This is a genomic window from Rhodococcus sp. NPDC057135, from assembly GCF_042670865.1.
Taxonomy (GTDB): Bacteria; Actinomycetota; Actinomycetes; order Mycobacteriales; family Mycobacteriaceae; genus Rhodococcus_F.
Map to the genome: position 1 here is coordinate 64,799 of NZ_JBHUUU010000017.1, position 15,721 is coordinate 80,519.

Sequence of the window (15,721 nt, forward strand, 5' to 3'; positions counted from 1 at the left end):
GATTGGCGCCTCGGCTGTATGGATATCGCGAAGATCTTGGGCGGATTCTTCCCTCGGCCGGTTCGGTGATCGATTCTGAGTGAACTTGGTTCTTTCGTGGTCTCTGAAAGGAAGCTTCGCCGTGGGTTCGATTGTTCTCACCCTTGCGCGACAGCGCATGCCGCCGAGACGAGATGTCCGGACGAAACGGAACCCGGTTGTGGAACTCGACCAGCGTGCGGCGAGGGGCATTCGCAAGTGTTCGCTAGGCTGATCTCATGGTTGTCGGTCAATGTTATTGGTGTCGATGATGGTAGCGCGAGTGTGATGAATCGACGTGCGTTCCTCGGCTCGGCGACGGTAGTGGCGATCGGCGGGGCAAGTGTTGCGTCAGCAAATTCCGCGCGGGCGCTGTCGAGGCGCGCGTTGGTTTATCGCGGTCCGGCTTCGTCGCCGGGCTGCCCGGAGGCGGTGGCGCGTTTGCTCACGTTGGCGGACGATCCGTATGACGTCGTCTTTTGCGGCCCGGACGAGAATGTCCAGTTGACGCGGGAATCGTTGGCCAGTGCGACTATGTATGCGCAACCGGGTGGTGGGGGGCTTGCCTCGGCGTGGGTGCATATGGAGCAACACGCGCCGTTGATCCGGGAGTGGGTTCACGCGGGCGGCCGGTATCTCGGGTTCTGTTTGGGCGGCTATTTGGCTGGCGCGACACCGGGTTTCGGACTTCTGCCAGGTGACTCTGCGCGGTACATCTCCTCTCGGAATTCCGAGATCGACACCACTGGCAACACGGTGGTCGAGGTGACATGGCGTGGGGACAAGCGGTGGATGTTTTTCCAGGATGGGCCCATTTTCGTCCTTCGCGGCGATGCCCCGACGGAGGTTCTGGCGCGCTACCGCAATGGTCGGGTCGCGGCGGTGGCTGCCGACTTCGGCCGCGGGCGGGTCGGTGTCGTCGGTCCGCACCCCGAAGCTGACCAGTTTTGGTACACAGGCGGTCTCACCAATCCTGACGGTATCCGATTCGACCTCGGTGTGGACCTGATCGAGTCGGTCAGTGATGGTGCGCAGCAGCGCTCTGCGACGTTCTTTCCGTGACTGCGCGCCTGCTCCGATTGGCGAGCATCGTGACGAATGCTTCCAGTGGTCCTCGTCCTGTGGTGAGTTTGACGAACATTCCGAGGCTGAGCGCGGCGCACACTTGCAGGATGTATCCCGTCCAGGGCTCGTAGGTGTCGTAGGGGGAGTTGATGAACCAGATGTGCAGCACGTACAGGGTCAATGTCATCGAGCCGGCGGCTGCCAACGGGACGATGACGAGGCGCGTCATCTTTTCCAGTCTTGTGCCTGCCAGGTGACCGAGGAAGAGCATCGCTCCGATCACTGCGACGGAGGAGCCGATTGTCCCCAGCAGATCGAGGGGTGTGCTGGAGTGGGGGCCGTCGACGGCAAGCCACCACCACGACGAACCGGCTACCGAACCGTCGGCTCCGTAGGAGATGAGGTCGAGGATATCTGCGCGGGGTAGCTTGCTGCCGGTGACGAGGTGTTCGAGGCCGCCGAGGTGAAAGATCAGGATCTCGGAGAGGATTCGGGCGCTGACTGCCATCGCGGAACCGGTGACCAGCAGTGCTGCGGCGACGTTCGCCGATGTGAGGCGCAGTCTGCCGATGACGATGCCGGCGCAGATGTATGCGGCCCAGGGCAGTGCCGGGAATTCGCCGTTGAGCAATAGTTCGATTGTCCAGCGTCCCGGGTTGTCAATGATGGCGCTGAGGGTGGGATTGTCCAAGCTTGGGGTTGGGAGCGAGGAGCCGACGAGTTCGATGGCCGCTGGCACCGCGATCGCGATCAGCACTCCGAGCGCGGCGAGGGTGCGGGTCGGGAGAAAGACGAGTGGGATCGCGAGGAGAAAGAGGATCGCGTAGTACGGGAGGATCACGACGGCGTATTCGGCGTCGGTGTAGCCCAGGAGCAATCCGATAGCTCCGACTGCGCCGGCTCGTGTTGCCAGCGCTGCCGCGGTAGCGCCCCGTTGTCCGCGTTGTACGCGGGCTCGTCCGGTGGTGAAGGCGATTCCGACTCCGGCCAGGACAGCGAACAAGGCGGAGGATCGTCCTGCTGCGATGCTGTAGGACAGCGTCGGGGATCCGTCCTCACCGACAGCGACGAGCGAATGCACGGCCATCATCCCGAACAGCGCGATTCCGCGGGCGGCGTCGATGCCGAGAAGTCGTGGGGCCGAGACGGCAGCGCGGGTGGTCTTGATCGGCGTAGTGGGGCTGGTGGCGACCAGGTCATTACCGGTCATCGGATCATCACCGCGTTGATCAGGCGGTGCCCGAGGTCGGTGGCAAGGTGCTCGGGCGCATCCAAACCGTCTCCTCGATACCAGCTTTCGTCCGCTTCGGGATGTGGCCCGACGACGGCGACGCGGCCTTGACCGTAGTCGATTTTCAGCGCTGCGATGCTTCCGTTGCGATAGCGAGCGAGAATGCTCGCTTCGCAGTCGTAGTAGCGGCGGTAGTGGCGATCGAGTGAGAAGTAGGGGCCGTCCTGGAAGTACATCTCTTCGACCTGTCCGCTCCAATCAACCTCGAGAACAGTGCTTCTGGTCGTGTGCACTTCGGCACTGCGAGTCGCGACGTATTGGTCGGCGTCGCCGGGAAGCAATTCGAACCCTGGGCTGCGGCCGGCGAGGTATCCTCCGAGGCAGAAGCCGAGGTACCGTCCGCCGGAGCGGACGAAGTGTTGAATCGCGGGAACATGCCGACGCAGGTGAGCGAATGCACTGCCGAGATCGCCACCGCCGGGTTGGGCATAGAGCGCGGCCGAATGAAGCGTCGACTCGTCGATCTGCAACTTCTCGTCCGGGCCGACGAAGTGGACGTCGAAGTTCCACACGCTCGACGCCAGGAGGTCCGCGACGGCTTCCGGGCATCCCGGAAGTGACGCCGGGCCGCGGTATACCAGCGCGCGTGGGTGTGGCCGGGTGCTGGAGATCCTTGCCCGGCGGGAGGTGTTGCGGGCCAGCGATACCCATTTCATGCGGATACTCCTTGAGCGGCGATGAGAGCACGCGCAGCATTACCGGGGTGGGTGGTGCTCTGGCGCAGGACCGAGTCCTCGATGCCGCGGGTATGGGGGTCGTCGGCGAGAACGGCTTCGGCGGGGATGCCGCGCCACCGAGTGTTCGGCGGAAGTTCTTCGCCTTTCATGAGTAACGAGAGAGGGCTGAGGGAGGCGTGTTCGCCGATGATCGTGTCGTAAAGGATGATTGACCGGGTCCCGATGCTGGCGCCGGCGCTGATGGTGACTGTGGACATTTTCATGACGCGGTCTTCGAACAGGTGTGTTTGCAGTGAGGATTCTGTGCCGATGGTGGCGTCGTCGCCGATATGGACGAGGTCGAATTCGGTGAGGTAGGTGGTTCCGAACCACACGCGTTTCCCGATCGTGGCACCGAACCAGCGCAGCACCATCGGCAGGAACGGGGTTCCGACGAGCATGCCGACACCGATCGGTACGGCGGCACTCTCGTAGAGTCCGGTCGCGAACTCGGAGCGGCGGACGAACTTACTCCACAGTGGTTCCACACGTGGGCGGTAGCGGCCGACCATGTTGCGTTTGACTGCTGCGCAGAATCCGATCACCGCGAGACTCGAGGCCATCGCGACCAGAGGCGCGACGAGCGCCGGAATGGCGAGTGCGCGCCCGAACGCCAGCGAGGACAACACCAGCAGGTACAGGTAGAAGCTGATCCCGAGAACTGTCGGCGGCAAGGTGGCGCGGAAGAACTCGATCACGTAGCGATCACGCACCACCTCACGTGGGGGCGTGTAGGTGAGTTCGTCGTCGTAGTCGCCGCTGTCTTGTCGGTTGGGCAGGTAGATGGCGGGGGACCCGAGCCAGGAGGTGCCGTCGGGGACGCCGGCGGCGGGCGGTACCGTGGCGACGCCGATCAGTGCGTTGTCACCGATCTCCATTCCAGACGGGATGACGGCGGCGTTGCCGATGAAGGTGCGTTCGCCGATTCGTGTGGGTTGGAACATGATCCGACCGTTCGCGAAGCTGGCACTGCCCACGCTGGTCATGTCGGCGACGAAACTGTCCTTGCCGATGGTGAGCATGTCCGGGTCGACGTGCGAGACGGTGGAGACTTCGGCGCCGCGGCCGATGTCTGCGCCGAGCAACCGTAGCCACGGCGCGGTGTAGAGAGTGGCGTACAGCGAGTTCGTGAACAACAGACTGAACTCGAGCAGTTTGTCGACCATCCACTTGCGGATACCCAGACCCGAGCGGACGGGATGCATTCCGGCGGGGGCATTGCGCAGGACGAGGTGTTTGTTGACGGCGACGAACACGCATACCGAGATCACGAAGATCGGGCCGGTAAGTAAGGTCGCCGCCAGTCCCGCCAGCACACCCCAGGTGAGCAGGGCGCCCCACACCAGTGCGATGCCGGGGATCATCAACGCGATGGCGCCGAATTCGAGCGCCGCCAATGCTGCGACGGCTGCCAGGATGTGGCGTGCTTTCCACCGTGCTCGCACGCTTTCGGCGCGCATCATCGTTTCCACGGCGGGGTCGAGGGCTTCGGTGGGCCCGGCGGGCGATCCTGCCCAGCGGGCTTCTTGCGGGATGGTGTTTCCCGTCGGTAACAGGGATTGGTCGCCGAGCGCGGCGCGAGCTCCGACGGTCGATCCGGGTTCGAGTACGACGTTGGCGCCGACGAACGCACCGGCTTCGACGACGATCTTCCCGACGGTGACCACGCCGGATTCCACTCGCCACGGCCGGATGGTGGCGCCGTATCCGATGGAGGCGCCGTCGCCGATCTCGACGAGGGTCGGCAGGGAGATCGAGGAGGTTGCGATGGTTGTGCGGTGACCGATGTCCGCGCCGAGAATGCGCAGATAGATCGACATCAAGGGTGATCCGCTGACCACAGGCAGGGCGCCGACCGCCAGGAGAAGATCGAGGGTCCACAGCCGCAAGTACGTCGGACCCCAGAGCTTGTAGTGTCCGGGTTTGATGCCGGCGGCCAAAGGGCGCGCACTGATCACCGGCAGGAACCAACGCACGCAGAGATAGGTGGCCATGATGGCGACCAGCATCTCGAGCAGAACCGGCACGGACACGAAGCCGTCGTTCTTGGTGTAGACGTACGAGACCGGAAGTGTGGTGATCAGCAGGAACAGGTAGATCACCCCCAACTGGATACCGCCCGCTCGTGCGACGTCCGTATCGGCGTGCCTGACTGCGACATTCGCGGCCACCGGTTGGGAGGGCTTTTCTGTTGCCAGTGCCTGAGTGAGCGAGCGGACAGTGGGGTGGGTGTAGAGATCGCGGATCGAGAACGAGGCACCGATACTGCTCTCCCGTAGCGCGGAGACCACTGTTGCGGCCAGTAGCGAGTGTCCGCCGAGATCGTCGAAGAAGTCCGCGTCGACGGATAGTTCCTCGGCAGGGACACCGAAGGCTCGCGCCCAGATTGCCCGCACGGTTCGCTCGTGCTCGTTGCGCGGTGCGATGACGGGGCCGGTCGAAGCGGAGAAGCGTCGGCGGGTCGGGGCCGGGAGCTTTGATCGATCCACTTTTCCGCTTGGCATCACAGGTAGGGAGGCGATGACGTCGACGAAGGTCGGCGCCATGTACGCAGGAAGGCGCTGCGAGAGAGCTTTCGATAGTTTTTTCATGAGGTCCTCGTCCTCGCCGGGGGTGGCGAGGACGAGGTAGGCGCACAATTCCGACGGCGTGGTGTCACCGGGTGTTGCCGCCGCCAGCGCTACGACGGCTTCCGACACCGACGGGTGTTCGAGGAGCACACTTTCGATCTCACCGAGATCGATGCGGTGGCCACGAATCTTGACCTCGGCGTCGGCGCGGCCCAGGTATTCGATCTCACCCGCATCCGTCCAGCGGCCGAGATCGCCAGTGCGATAAAGCTTCTGGCCTGCTGGCACGGAAAAGTGGTCGATGAAGCGGTCGGCGGTCAGGTCGGGGCGCCCGACGTATCCGCGTGCGACACCGCGGCCACCGATGCAGATTTCGCCTACCTCGCCGCGGGGAACTAGCCCACGGGCCTCGTCGAGAATGACGACCGAATACGTCGGCAGTGGCCGCCCGATCGTCACCGGCCGTCCGGGCAGAAGCTCCCCCCATGTCGCGGTGACAGTGGCTTCGGTCGGCCCGTAGGTGTTGAGGATCGTCCGGCCCGGCCGCGCCCACCGCTCCACCAGTTCACGCGGGCACGCTTCCCCACCGACCAGCAGATTGCGAATGAGGGGGAGATCGCGCGGGATGGTGGCAAGCAGAGTCGGAACGCAGTACAGCGTCGTGACAGTGTTCGCGTCGAGAAAATCGGCCAATTCACCGCCCAGTCGGCGACTGTCGGTGGGACCAGCGACGATGGTGGCGCCGCGGGCCCACGTAGGCCAGATCTCTTCGATCGAGAAGTCGAAGGAAATCGTCATACCTTGGTAGACACGATCGTCAGGGCGGACGTCGTAGACGCCCGGGACTACGTCGAGGAAATTGCAGATACTCGACTGGGCGACCTCCACCCCTTTCGGGCGACCACTCGAGCCTGAGGTGTAGAGGATGTAGCAGGCGGGATCCGGATCCGACCGCGAATCGAGGGCGAGTCGATGGCGTGGTTGCTCATCCAACACCGCCGCAGCGTCGTCCACGAGCAGACGTTCGACCGTGCAGTCCGCGGTGTTCGGAGCCAACGCTGTCGAGGTCAGTACGAGCTGAACGCCGGCATCCTCGACAACGTAGGCGACACGATCCGGCGGCGCACCGGGATCGATCGGCACAAATGTTCCACCAGCCTTGAGCACACCCAGCAAGCTCACGTAAGTGTCGACGGAACGATGCAGGAAAATCGCAACCCGCGACCCGACCCCCACACCCTTGCCGACCAACACATGCGCCAACTGGTTCGATCGCTCATCCAGTTGGCGGTAGGAGATCGCGTACCCGTCGCACTCGAGCGCAATGGCTGCCGGGGTCGAGTCTGCGCTGGCTTCGAAGACATGGTTGAGGCGGCGGGGAAGCGCAGAGTAATTCCTGCGTGCGGGTTCCATGCCGGACCATGCGCCCGCCCACAGACTCTTGTGATCCGACATGATTTTCCCTTCGCGAGAGCGATCCCGCCGTCCTACCGCGTGCTCCGGGGGTTCGTCCGGGCACGGCGGTGTATTTCACTATTTAACTAGCTGAGTGATTGCGCTGACACACGCTACGACGGTTGCGGGGAAAACACTAGCGCCGGAAATGTTCGAATCAAGAGGTGGAGTCTCCGAAACCGTCCAGTTTCTTTCAGGGGGAGTTGGGGTGCGATTTGGTGCAGGGGCACTGCCAGCAGGGTTACAGGTAACTCACAGATAAGCCGGTGGAATATGGCTGTGAATAGTTGTCGCTAAGTCCCCGCAAATAAGAATGTGACTTTAGTCCCAATGATGTGGCGGGAGGTCGTCGAAGAGAAGGTCAATGTCCGGCGACGGACGAATCTCGCCGGAGTGCCGTTGCCGGTTCGTGCAGTGCAGTACACATCATTTGTCCGATTTCGGCGCTGGCGCAGCATCATCGAGGGTCGTGACCACTCGATGTGAGGGGGCCGAAGGTCCCGAACGCAGATGACCTCGGTTGGGCCATGCACGTCGAAAATTGTGACCGAAATCGTCAGTGCGGCTGCTTCATTTTTCGTGCGCGGCAGCGAAGGCAACAGCCAGCGATCACTTCGCACGCAGGCTCGTGTCCCCAGAATCACTGAGGCAGCGCAAGTACCCCAACTGCCTTGTGGTGGCTTTCGCGGCCGTCCCCACCGCCGATCGAAGGAACCGGCACCGACTCTTGCCGAGGAGTAACCAGCGAGTGTTCGAAACGGCACCACCCGCGGATCTCTCGTGTGCGCCGTCGCTGATCGAATGTCGATCGGAAGCCGACCGAATCGAGCGCGTCGATTCCGGCGATATCAATACCGACCGCGAGATGACGGCACTCGCTCGACGGGTCGGTTCGACGCGATGCGATGCGATGCGCGTGACTGATCGCCGTTACCGAAACCGTCGGAGCGGACTTGCGGATACAGGATCTGGGCCTGGTCAAGAGACGGGCGCCCCGCCTCCCGTCGAGTGACCAGCCGGTCGGCGGGCGCCCAACTGCTACTGAACTCTGAAAAAGTCTTCTGCACAAGAGGTTACCCACGAGATGTTCGTGCGTTCTACCACGCGCTTTCCAGGAGATCCGGAGCCGGAACCCGACACCGCTGCCGTCCTCGGAGCGATGTGCGATGGATCAGACCGTTCGTCAGCGAGTCTCTTCAGGCTTACTCGCCAGGTGATGCCGACAGCGGATGCGGTGCAGCCGGGGACGACGGCACTGTCCGTTGTCATACCGAGCATTAGGGGTGGCATTGTCACCTGGTCGCACGAGTCCGTGGTGGGTCATGGAATGGGAAGGAAAATCGTTGCTTCGAATCGGGTGTTGCGTTCCGGCAGGTAAGCACCACTTCATGGGCGACGCATCCCAGGAGGAGGGACCAGGCGGTAGCGTTCTCGGCGAGTCAGGAACGCAGTGAGGGATGCGCGTTACGCGCGGCAGGACGAAAAGCCCCCGATACCTTCACTACAGCGTGGACGGGTGGTCCGTGATGGAACGCCGGGTGACGCCGACCTGATCAGGGCATGCAGGCTCGCCAGAGCGGCCTGCCATACTATCGTCAAGTTCTTTGCCGACAACACTAAAGCGGTTCACTGTCAACATGACTCGGCGTTCGCGAAGCCAAGCATTCCGTCCGACACCAGCCACTCTCGGGGCACTATCGGGAAATGCCGACCGTGCGGTACCCGAGGTGGCATTCTTTCATTCGAGGTGTGAGTCACGCGGGCTACGCCGCGGCCTCGAGAGGAAAGGCAGTGCCCATGCCCCGATTCGGATCGACGGCCTCCGCCGCGCCCGCCCGAACTGCCCTGGCTACAGCGGCACTGGCGGCGCTGACCGGCCTCATCTCAATCGTCGTCCCGTCCTCGTTTGCCTCGGCTGAGAACACCTACGGCACCGGTATGGCCTATTCGGATCGGACCTTTCAGCCCTTCACCGCCTCGAACGGTCTTTCGTCGAAGTACCACGTGTACTCCGCGGGGATCCCGCAGGATCACGCTGCCGGTTTGGTGCTTCAGTTCCACGGCGACGGGGCGTACGAATTCGCGAACCCCACCTCGTCGTACAGCCTCGGCGGTCCGTCGGGCATCGTGGCTCAAGCCCGCTCGCGGGGCTACATCACCGTTCCGGTGCGCTCTCCGGACTCGGCCGGGGATATCACGTGGTGGGAAAACGGGAGCGCGAACGCCGACTTCGTCGCCGACCTGCTCGACACGCTGAAGGCGGGCTACAACATCGACACCGAGGACATCTGGCTCGTCGGTTACAGCGGAGGCGCCCAGTTCATCACCCAATTCCTCATCCCGAAGTACTCCAGCAAGATCGACGGTGGCGGCACCGTGGTCTTCGGTGGCGGCGGTGCGCCACGTGTATCTGCTCAGCCCTTCGCCAGCGGCTTGATCGCCGACCTACCCATGCACTGGTACACCGGAGGCGCCGACAACGGCACCACTGTTAGCGACGGCTACAACGCACTCTTGGATGCGCAGAAAGGCTCGGCTTGGTACTCGGCACACGGCTTTACCGCGGATCTGGAGTCTCCAACAGGTATCGGGCACAACCTTTCCGGTACCTTCGGCGCAGTTCTGGCCAGTCACCTCGACGATCACGTGCCGAACAACCACCTTCCCACCACTGTCACCGCTGCCCCCGAGTCGACGACCTCGACGACAACCACATTGGCGACAACGACTACGACAGGAACTCCCCCCACCGCAACAACACCACCGATGACGCAGGCATCGACCACCACCACAGAGCCGACCCCCGACGTCTGGAATTACACCCTGACCCCGACGAGGACCGGCGCAAACATGGTCGTCACCATTCCCGCCGGAACCAGTCGAACGACGTTCCGAGTCACAGCCACCCAAGGCCCGTTCTACGTCTACAACTACACAACCCGGACCGGACTGCGCACTTTGAGCATCGTCACGAGTCTCACACCGAATACGAGCTACAACTACACCCTGGAAGCCGATGACGAGATCGTCGGATCTGGGTCATTTCGAACGCTTCCCTGACCACGGAGATCTACTCTAAGAATGCCCATTTCGCCTCCGTTCCAACGGAATCGGCGGACCAGCTTGTTGTCCGGGACTTCCAGATAGACGGTTGATTCGGGCTTGGTTCGACACGCCGAGCCGAGCGTTGTACGCAAGAGTGAGACCATCGGTGCGTTGTCACTGATGGGTGACGGTGACCTTCCGTTTGGGAGGCGTTACGGGGCTTCGATGGTGGCGCGGCGTCATGCCGGCAGCAGATCGGCCGTAGGGGTAGAAGCGCTCCGAAATGCCCGGAGTGCTTCTGTTCGGGTTTCTTCCGAGGCGGCGCGTTCGTCGCGTGCGCGTACTTCCGCGTGTCGGGCGAGCTGGTCAGCGCGTCGAGTGCGATTGTGTTCGTCGTTTCGCTCGGTGGGGGTGGGTGCGGCCCAGTCGATGTGGGTCAGTCGCCAGCGTAGGAATGCGCTTGGTCGTGGGATGTGGTTGGGCCAGGTCCAGCCGCGTTGTTGGGTGTCTGTGGTGAGTTGGCGTGCGATGTCCCGTCCGGTCCATCGGGTGGTGTCGATTCCGGTTTGTTGGATGGTGTCGCAGATTTTTCCGATGTGGCCGTCTGGTTTCAGTGCTGGTGCGTGGGCGAGGAGTTCGGCCGCTGCGCGTTGGAGGTGGATGGGTCGGGGTGTGGTTGTTGGTTGGTGTGTTGTCTTGCCCGCGTGTGCTTGTGTGCGCGTTGGTGAGATCTTGAAAGCAAGAGCTTTAAGTGCAAATCCCCCGGAGGGGGATAGGGGGTCACGGGTGCCGGATTGTGGATGGTTCCGTGTGGTGGTTCTGGATCTGTATGCGTTGGTGCGCAGTGTGGCTCGGGAGGGTTTTCTGGGTTTTGTGAAGGGAGGGGTGACGGTTGTGGCTATCGGGCGGGGTGTGGTGAGTGCCCAGGTGGAGGCTGCACGGAATTGGCGGTGCCCGTGGTGTGATTCTGCGGCCATGGCTTCCATGCGGCTGAGGTAGCGGCCGCGGACGAGTTCTACTGCGACTCGGAGGGCTGTGAGGACTCGTCGGGCGCGTTTGACGGTGGAGGTGCTCACTCCTGCTCGGTGGGCGATGGTCTCGCGTGAGGCGGTCACTGAGCGTCCGGTTGCGCTTTCGGCGTGGGAGGCGTGGATCACGGCGACGGCGAAGACGGCTTCGGTGGTGATGGTGTGGGTTGTGCAGAGTTTCGTGCCGGTGGGGGAGTTGAGGAGGGTGCGGACTTGGTGTTGCCAGTGTGTGCGGCTGGTCCAGGTGGGGGTACAGCTGTAGGTGCCGTCGGGGATGGGGAGGGACCATGAGTTTCCGCGTTGGTTGCTCGTCCGGTTGAGTGTTTCGATGCGGGCGACGTTTTCGGTGGCTTGTTGTACGGCGTGGGCCCACTCGGTGTCGGAGACTGGGGCGTGGCGCGTTGATGGTGAGCGGTCTGGGGTGTTGTTGTGTGGAAGTGTTGAAGCTGGTTCAGGGTGTGCGTTACCCTGAGATGTACCTGTCACAGGTAAATCCCTTCATGTGAGTGAAGAAGTAGTGCAGTACAGAAGGCGGAGCGGTTACTTCGGCTTCATCAGTGACAGCGAGCCGGGCATGGCTTCGCTGTTGATTTGGCTCAGTGTGTGACGAACCCCCGTAAGGGGGTTTCGTCGTTTCTGGACTGCGTCTATGGAGTTGTGTGTCAAGGTCTTTCGGATTTCAGACTGGGTGGTGGCGGTCTCCCTTTTCGGCGGTGTTCGGGTCAGGCCGGATGTTTATCGAGGTCAGTTGCCGCTGGCGGTCTGCGACGGACGCCGGCCCCGATGTGCGGATCTGTCGCGTTTCGAATGTCAGGAACGCGTGGGGCGAAGCGAAAACACCGCTCCCACAACACCTGCACACCCCAACGCGACAGCGAGAACGAGCGCAATCACGAATGATTCGCTCGAACGGGGATGTGCAGATCCAGAAGCCCCCGGAGTGCAACCGCAACCTCGTGAATCTGATCGACCGACGCAGTTTCCGGATCGGAGGCAACGAGATCTGCCACGTCGATGAGGTTGTCGCGTATCCCGACCGACAACTCGCGCGGTCCTGCGAGTGCGTCGACGGTGTCCCGGACGATTGTTTCGGCGAGTTGTCGTACCTCGGTCAGTTCGGCGTCGGTGGGGAAGGTGATGCCTACTTCTTTCAGTAGCGCTGTGGAGGCGGTGCTGATCATGGATTCGATCAGCGGTGAGCGATGCGGTGTTGTTGTCATGATGCTGCCCCCAACTGTGTGGAAACAGATGATGTGGTGGTGTGTGTGGGATGAATCCAGTGTTCGACGGCAGCAGTGATAGTCGTGCGGGCGGTGGCAGCGTCCTGTGCGGTGATGACGGCGGTGAATGCTGATGTGACTGCTTCGATCCCGGAGGTCTCGTGTCCGTTGCAGTGGTCGAGTCCGTCGGTGATCAGCTCCAGTGCGGTGTTGAGGACTTCCCAGTGACCGTCCGCATTCGGTGTATGCGCTGCGATGAGTTCGGTGGTGGGGAGTTGTTCTGCGGCCCACAGTTCTCGCACGTTGAGGGGGTGGATGGGGTGGGCGGTGAGTCGGCACAGTCGGGCGACGGGGGCGCAGACATGGTCGAGTCCGTCGACGATTGCGGTCATTCCCCATTGTGGGTGGGTGAGGAGGTGTGCGAGCCATTGCCATCGTTCGGCGGGAAGGCCGGTTGAGGCGGGGGAGGGGAGCGCCCCGGTGCTGATCCCGTAGATGATGTCTGGGAGGGGGCGGTGGGGGTTGTTCAGTTCGTCGAGCAAGCGGTGTGTTGTCATGTGGGGCAGTCCAATCGGGTGACGTCGAACGAGGCTTGTGACGTGCAGGTGGGAAGGTGTGCGGAATCTGTCGCACCGGTACGGATAGGGGCGAGGACCGCGGCATGGGAGGGGTCGACGCTCAACGGGCCGTGGGCTTCGATCAGATCGCGGGCATGAAGAACTGCGCGGGAGTCCACGTCGATCAACCCGTACACATCCGGTGAGTCGCCGATGTGCGGATGATCGTGAATGAAGGTGCGGCGGCTACGCAGGCGGCCGGCGACTTCGACGAGGATCCACAACCGGTCGTAGCGGTCCCGGACAGGCACATGGCCGTGTGTGTCGGCGAGGATTCCGTACACAGACCACGCTGATTCGAACGACGTCAAGATCAGCGCCGCAGACTCTTCCGATGCCGGCGTGTCGAGTGGCCGTGTGAAGACCGGATCGAACGACCCCACTATCGGGGTCACGCAGCGCTCCCACGAGAAGTACCGCGATGCCCGTCGACCCGCCGGTAGTACGAACGCAACACCGCATCCGAGGTAATCGGCTGGCCACGATGACTGAACGGCACACCCGCCCAAATCATCGACCGAGGCGGAGTATCCGCTGCCACCATCGACGACAACTCCTTCCGGCAATCCGCCAAACGCGGGCACCGGAAACACTCAGCCTGCGCATCCACACCCGCTCGATACGAGCCCTCATCGAGATCCCACGATTGGGGATCGACCGCGCACGCCAACACAGTCGGCGGCGGCGCCGCGGCCCTCACGCGGCCACCTCCGAATCCCGGCGACGGCGCGTTGCTGTCGTCAACGACTCGTACGGGCCCAAGCGTTCACCGTCGACGATATTGCCGTGGCTGTCATACGCGTTGCCCGCCATGATCATTCGTTGCGGACCATCCCCACGTTCCACCGACGCGGCCGCATCTTGGTGGCACTGCGCCAACAACGGGCATGCCTCACACGAGGAGATCGCGCGGCGCCACTCCATCACCGTGCGGCCATCCATCTCCCACGACGGTGACTTCCCCGCGCACAAACCCTTGCCCGGCTCGGCACCGCGAATGGGCACCACGCCCCGAACCTCCAACTCCACACGAACAGCTCGCACAGTCGGGCATACATCGCACTCCGGCGAGAAAACGAACCCGCACCGCGCGCACCGACCAACCTGATCAGGATGATGCGAAGCAGCAACCCGAAGGAGATCGTCAGTGCTGAACTTCGGCAACATGACCGCGGATGTTCCCCTGCCCTCACGGTGCGTCAACTCACGCAACGCGGCCGCAGCCTCCGGGCACAACGGAACGAGCTCCGAAATACTGAAACCGCAACCATCGCAACGCCCGCCGATCGACGAATGCCGCGCAACAAGCCGACGAAGCATCAACGTCGATAGCGTCGCGTATCGATTGCGGAACACGTCATCCGGACCTGATGGGTCCACTAAGATAGACATCGCAGAATCCTTTCTGCATCTGAAGAAAATGCTGGACGGGTTGCATCCCGTTTGGTCTGGTCCCTCGGTCGTTGGCGCGGCCGGGGGACTCTTTCGTTTTTTGCTCTAGTTGTCTCCCTTGAGGTCGTTGACTACGACTTGACCGCCATCTAAAACCAGTCATCTAAAAATAGCCGCGTGTGCGAATGGTATCGAGGAGGCGGCACAGTGTCTACTAATGACAACGAGATGCGAAGGATGCTGGCTGTGAGTCGGCGAGTGATGCGGGGGTTTTCCCCGTCAAGTCTTGTGGCTGCGCGCCGCACTGCGGGGCTGTCACGTGCGGAATTGGCGCGGCGGGCAGGAGTGGGTGAAACGACGATCCGGCGCTGGGAGCAGTCGAATTCCTCTCCGCAGGTTGATCTTCTGGCGACTGTGGTGGCGGAGTTGGGTGTAAAGATCGCCGATATCGTACAAGTGCCTGAGGCTGACAGGTATCCGGGTGATTGGCGCGTCTTGAAGGGTTTGACTCAACCGCAACTTGGGATGCAGGCCGGCCTGCGGACACCGATCGTCGGAGGCATCGAACGGGGCGAAATTCCTTTGTCGGACGTCGTGGCGGAGAAACTGGCCCCGGTTCTAGGTGTCTCGGTTGACGAGTTGCTCGCTGCGCATATGCGGGTTCGTCATCGGGGGCCTGAGGCGCCCGCCTAGGTTCGGACTTCTCTTCGGTCGACTTCGCTGTTGTGCTGACTGATGAAGATAGGTCGTTTCGGCTGCGGTGGGTCACCGCCTGTCAGTCCTGACTCTGTAAATCACTGCTGCCCCTCACGGTCGAGGTCAGCCTAAAACTGAAATCTTACTATTGCAAGTTGCGTTGGGCAGCGGGACTTGCCAGTATTGGAAATTGAACATTGGACCAGTGCGCCCATCCCGCACGTTGATTGAGGACGGAGGGACGAACGATGAGCACATTCGCAGAACGGCTCCGACATCTCTTCGACACGGTGCACCCCAGAGATCGTGGTCCGTACACGCAAACCGAGGTTGTGGACATAATCCGCTTCGGCGGCGGCAAGATGACTACCGGTTACATGTCTCAACTGCTGAGTGGTAAGCGTCAATCACCGGGCGTAGAAACGGTTCGCGATATCTGCAACGTCTTTCATGTTCCGATGGACTACTTCAGTGACGAAGAAACGTATGAGTTGGTCAAGCACACCATTGCCTGGATCCAGGATGTTCGCGACAGTGACCGTGAGCAGGTTGCAGCGCGTGCGTACGACCCGTTTCGGAAGATGATGCAGTCCGACGATGACTAGTTT

13 protein-coding genes are annotated in these 15,721 nt (G+C 62.3%); 5 read left to right on the forward strand and 8 right to left on the reverse strand.

The features are described from left to right. The first annotated feature begins 306 nt into the window (after positions 1 to 306). Positions 307 to 1,080, forward strand: coding sequence for a BPL-N domain-containing protein (locus tag ACFT1A_RS26380; protein ID WP_378449396.1), 774 nt, complete (start codon positions 307 to 309; stop codon positions 1,078 to 1,080). Here the strand turns inward: ACFT1A_RS26380 and ACFT1A_RS26385 are convergent. Genes ACFT1A_RS26385 through ACFT1A_RS26395 form a run of 3 tightly spaced genes read right to left on the reverse strand, consistent with a single transcriptional unit; the run spans position 1,037 to position 7,115 of the window. After that, complete coding sequence (locus ACFT1A_RS26385; protein ID WP_378449397.1) at positions 1,037 to 2,293, reverse strand: heparan-alpha-glucosaminide N-acetyltransferase domain-containing protein; 1,257 nt, start codon at positions 2,291 to 2,293, stop codon at positions 1,037 to 1,039. The genes ACFT1A_RS26380 and ACFT1A_RS26385 overlap by 44 nt on opposite strands. Next, positions 2,290 to 3,030 carry a BPL-N domain-containing protein gene (locus tag ACFT1A_RS26390; protein WP_082654969.1) on the reverse strand — a complete coding sequence of 247 codons (741 nt, stop codon included), beginning with the start codon at positions 3,028 to 3,030 and terminating at the stop codon, positions 2,290 to 2,292. Before ACFT1A_RS26390 ends, ACFT1A_RS26385 begins: the two co-directional genes overlap by 4 nt. Further along, complete coding sequence (locus ACFT1A_RS26395) at positions 3,027 to 7,115, reverse strand: Pls/PosA family non-ribosomal peptide synthetase (RefSeq protein WP_378449398.1); 4,089 nt, start codon at positions 7,113 to 7,115, stop codon at positions 3,027 to 3,029. Before ACFT1A_RS26395 ends, ACFT1A_RS26390 begins: the two co-directional genes overlap by 4 nt. A gap of 330 nt (positions 7,116 to 7,445) precedes the next feature. Between ACFT1A_RS26395 and ACFT1A_RS26400 the strand changes: the two genes are divergently transcribed. Further along, positions 7,446 to 7,601, forward strand: a complete 156-nt coding sequence (locus ACFT1A_RS26400) for a hypothetical protein (RefSeq protein ID WP_378449399.1) — start codon at positions 7,446 to 7,448, stop codon at positions 7,599 to 7,601. Positions 7,602 to 8,906: 1,305 nt separating this feature from the next. Then, a complete protein-coding gene (locus ACFT1A_RS26405) occupies positions 8,907 to 10,175 on the forward strand; it encodes a hypothetical protein (protein WP_378449400.1) in 1,269 nt (422 codons plus the stop codon). Positions 10,176 to 10,399: 224 nt separating this feature from the next. On the opposite strand, the gene ACFT1A_RS26410 is transcribed toward ACFT1A_RS26405, so the two are convergent. From ACFT1A_RS26410 to ACFT1A_RS26430, 5 genes are all read right to left on the reverse strand, one after another. Then, entirely contained in the window at positions 10,400 to 11,674 is a 1,275-nt protein-coding gene (locus tag ACFT1A_RS26410) for a hypothetical protein (RefSeq protein ID WP_378449401.1), read from the reverse strand. 404 nt (positions 11,675 to 12,078) lie between these two features. After that, on the reverse strand, positions 12,079 to 12,408 hold the full coding sequence (locus ACFT1A_RS26415) for a hypothetical protein (RefSeq protein ID WP_378449402.1): 330 nt from the start codon (positions 12,406 to 12,408) through the stop codon (positions 12,079 to 12,081). Further along, positions 12,405 to 12,965 (reverse strand): hypothetical protein, encoded by a 561-nt coding sequence (locus tag ACFT1A_RS26420; protein WP_378449403.1) that lies wholly within the window; start codon positions 12,963 to 12,965, stop codon positions 12,405 to 12,407. The genes ACFT1A_RS26415 and ACFT1A_RS26420 overlap by 4 nt, the downstream gene beginning before the upstream one ends. Next, positions 12,962 to 13,420 carry a hypothetical protein gene (locus ACFT1A_RS26425; RefSeq protein WP_378449404.1) on the reverse strand — a complete coding sequence of 153 codons (459 nt, stop codon included), beginning with the start codon at positions 13,418 to 13,420 and terminating at the stop codon, positions 12,962 to 12,964. Before ACFT1A_RS26425 ends, ACFT1A_RS26420 begins: the two co-directional genes overlap by 4 nt. Positions 13,421 to 13,721: 301 nt before the next feature. Beyond that, positions 13,722 to 14,033 (reverse strand): hypothetical protein, encoded by a 312-nt coding sequence (locus ACFT1A_RS26430; RefSeq protein ID WP_378449405.1) that lies wholly within the window; start codon positions 14,031 to 14,033, stop codon positions 13,722 to 13,724. Positions 14,034 to 14,645: 612 nt separating this feature from the next. Between ACFT1A_RS26430 and ACFT1A_RS26435 the strand changes: the two genes are divergently transcribed. Both ACFT1A_RS26435 and ACFT1A_RS26440 read left to right on the forward strand, forming a co-directional pair. Then, positions 14,646 to 15,110, forward strand: a complete 465-nt coding sequence (locus ACFT1A_RS26435) for a helix-turn-helix domain-containing protein (protein ID WP_378449467.1) — start codon at positions 14,646 to 14,648, stop codon at positions 15,108 to 15,110. A 251-nt stretch (positions 15,111 to 15,361) separates the two neighbouring features. Beyond that, a complete protein-coding gene (locus tag ACFT1A_RS26440; protein ID WP_378449406.1) occupies positions 15,362 to 15,718 on the forward strand; it encodes an XRE family transcriptional regulator in 357 nt (118 codons plus the stop codon). The last annotated feature ends 3 nt before the right edge of the window (positions 15,719 to 15,721 follow it).

What these genes read in the sequence shown, in the direction of transcription:
- ACFT1A_RS26440 (WP_378449406.1), top strand. Translation starts at nt 15,362, where the DNA reads ATGAGCACATTCGCAGAACGGCTCCGACATCTCTTCGACACGGTGCAC.
- ACFT1A_RS26415 (WP_378449402.1), bottom strand. Translation starts at nt 12,408, where the DNA reads ATGACAACAACACCGCATCGCTCACCGCTGATCGAATCCATGATCAGC.
- ACFT1A_RS26395 (WP_378449398.1), bottom strand. Translation starts at nt 7,115, where the DNA reads ATGTCGGATCACAAGAGTCTGTGGGCGGGCGCATGGTCCGGCATGGAA.
- ACFT1A_RS26385 (WP_378449397.1), bottom strand. Translation starts at nt 2,293, where the DNA reads ATGACCGGTAATGACCTGGTCGCCACCAGCCCCACTACGCCGATCAAG.
- ACFT1A_RS26380 (WP_378449396.1), top strand. Translation starts at nt 307, where the DNA reads ATGAATCGACGTGCGTTCCTCGGCTCGGCGACGGTAGTGGCGATCGGC.
- ACFT1A_RS26420 (WP_378449403.1), bottom strand. Translation starts at nt 12,965, where the DNA reads ATGACAACACACCGCTTGCTCGACGAACTGAACAACCCCCACCGCCCC.
- ACFT1A_RS26400 (WP_378449399.1), top strand. Translation starts at nt 7,446, where the DNA reads ATGATGTGGCGGGAGGTCGTCGAAGAGAAGGTCAATGTCCGGCGACGG.
- ACFT1A_RS26435 (WP_378449467.1), top strand. Translation starts at nt 14,646, where the DNA reads ATGCGAAGGATGCTGGCTGTGAGTCGGCGAGTGATGCGGGGGTTTTCC.
- ACFT1A_RS26390 (WP_082654969.1), bottom strand. Translation starts at nt 3,030, where the DNA reads ATGAAATGGGTATCGCTGGCCCGCAACACCTCCCGCCGGGCAAGGATC.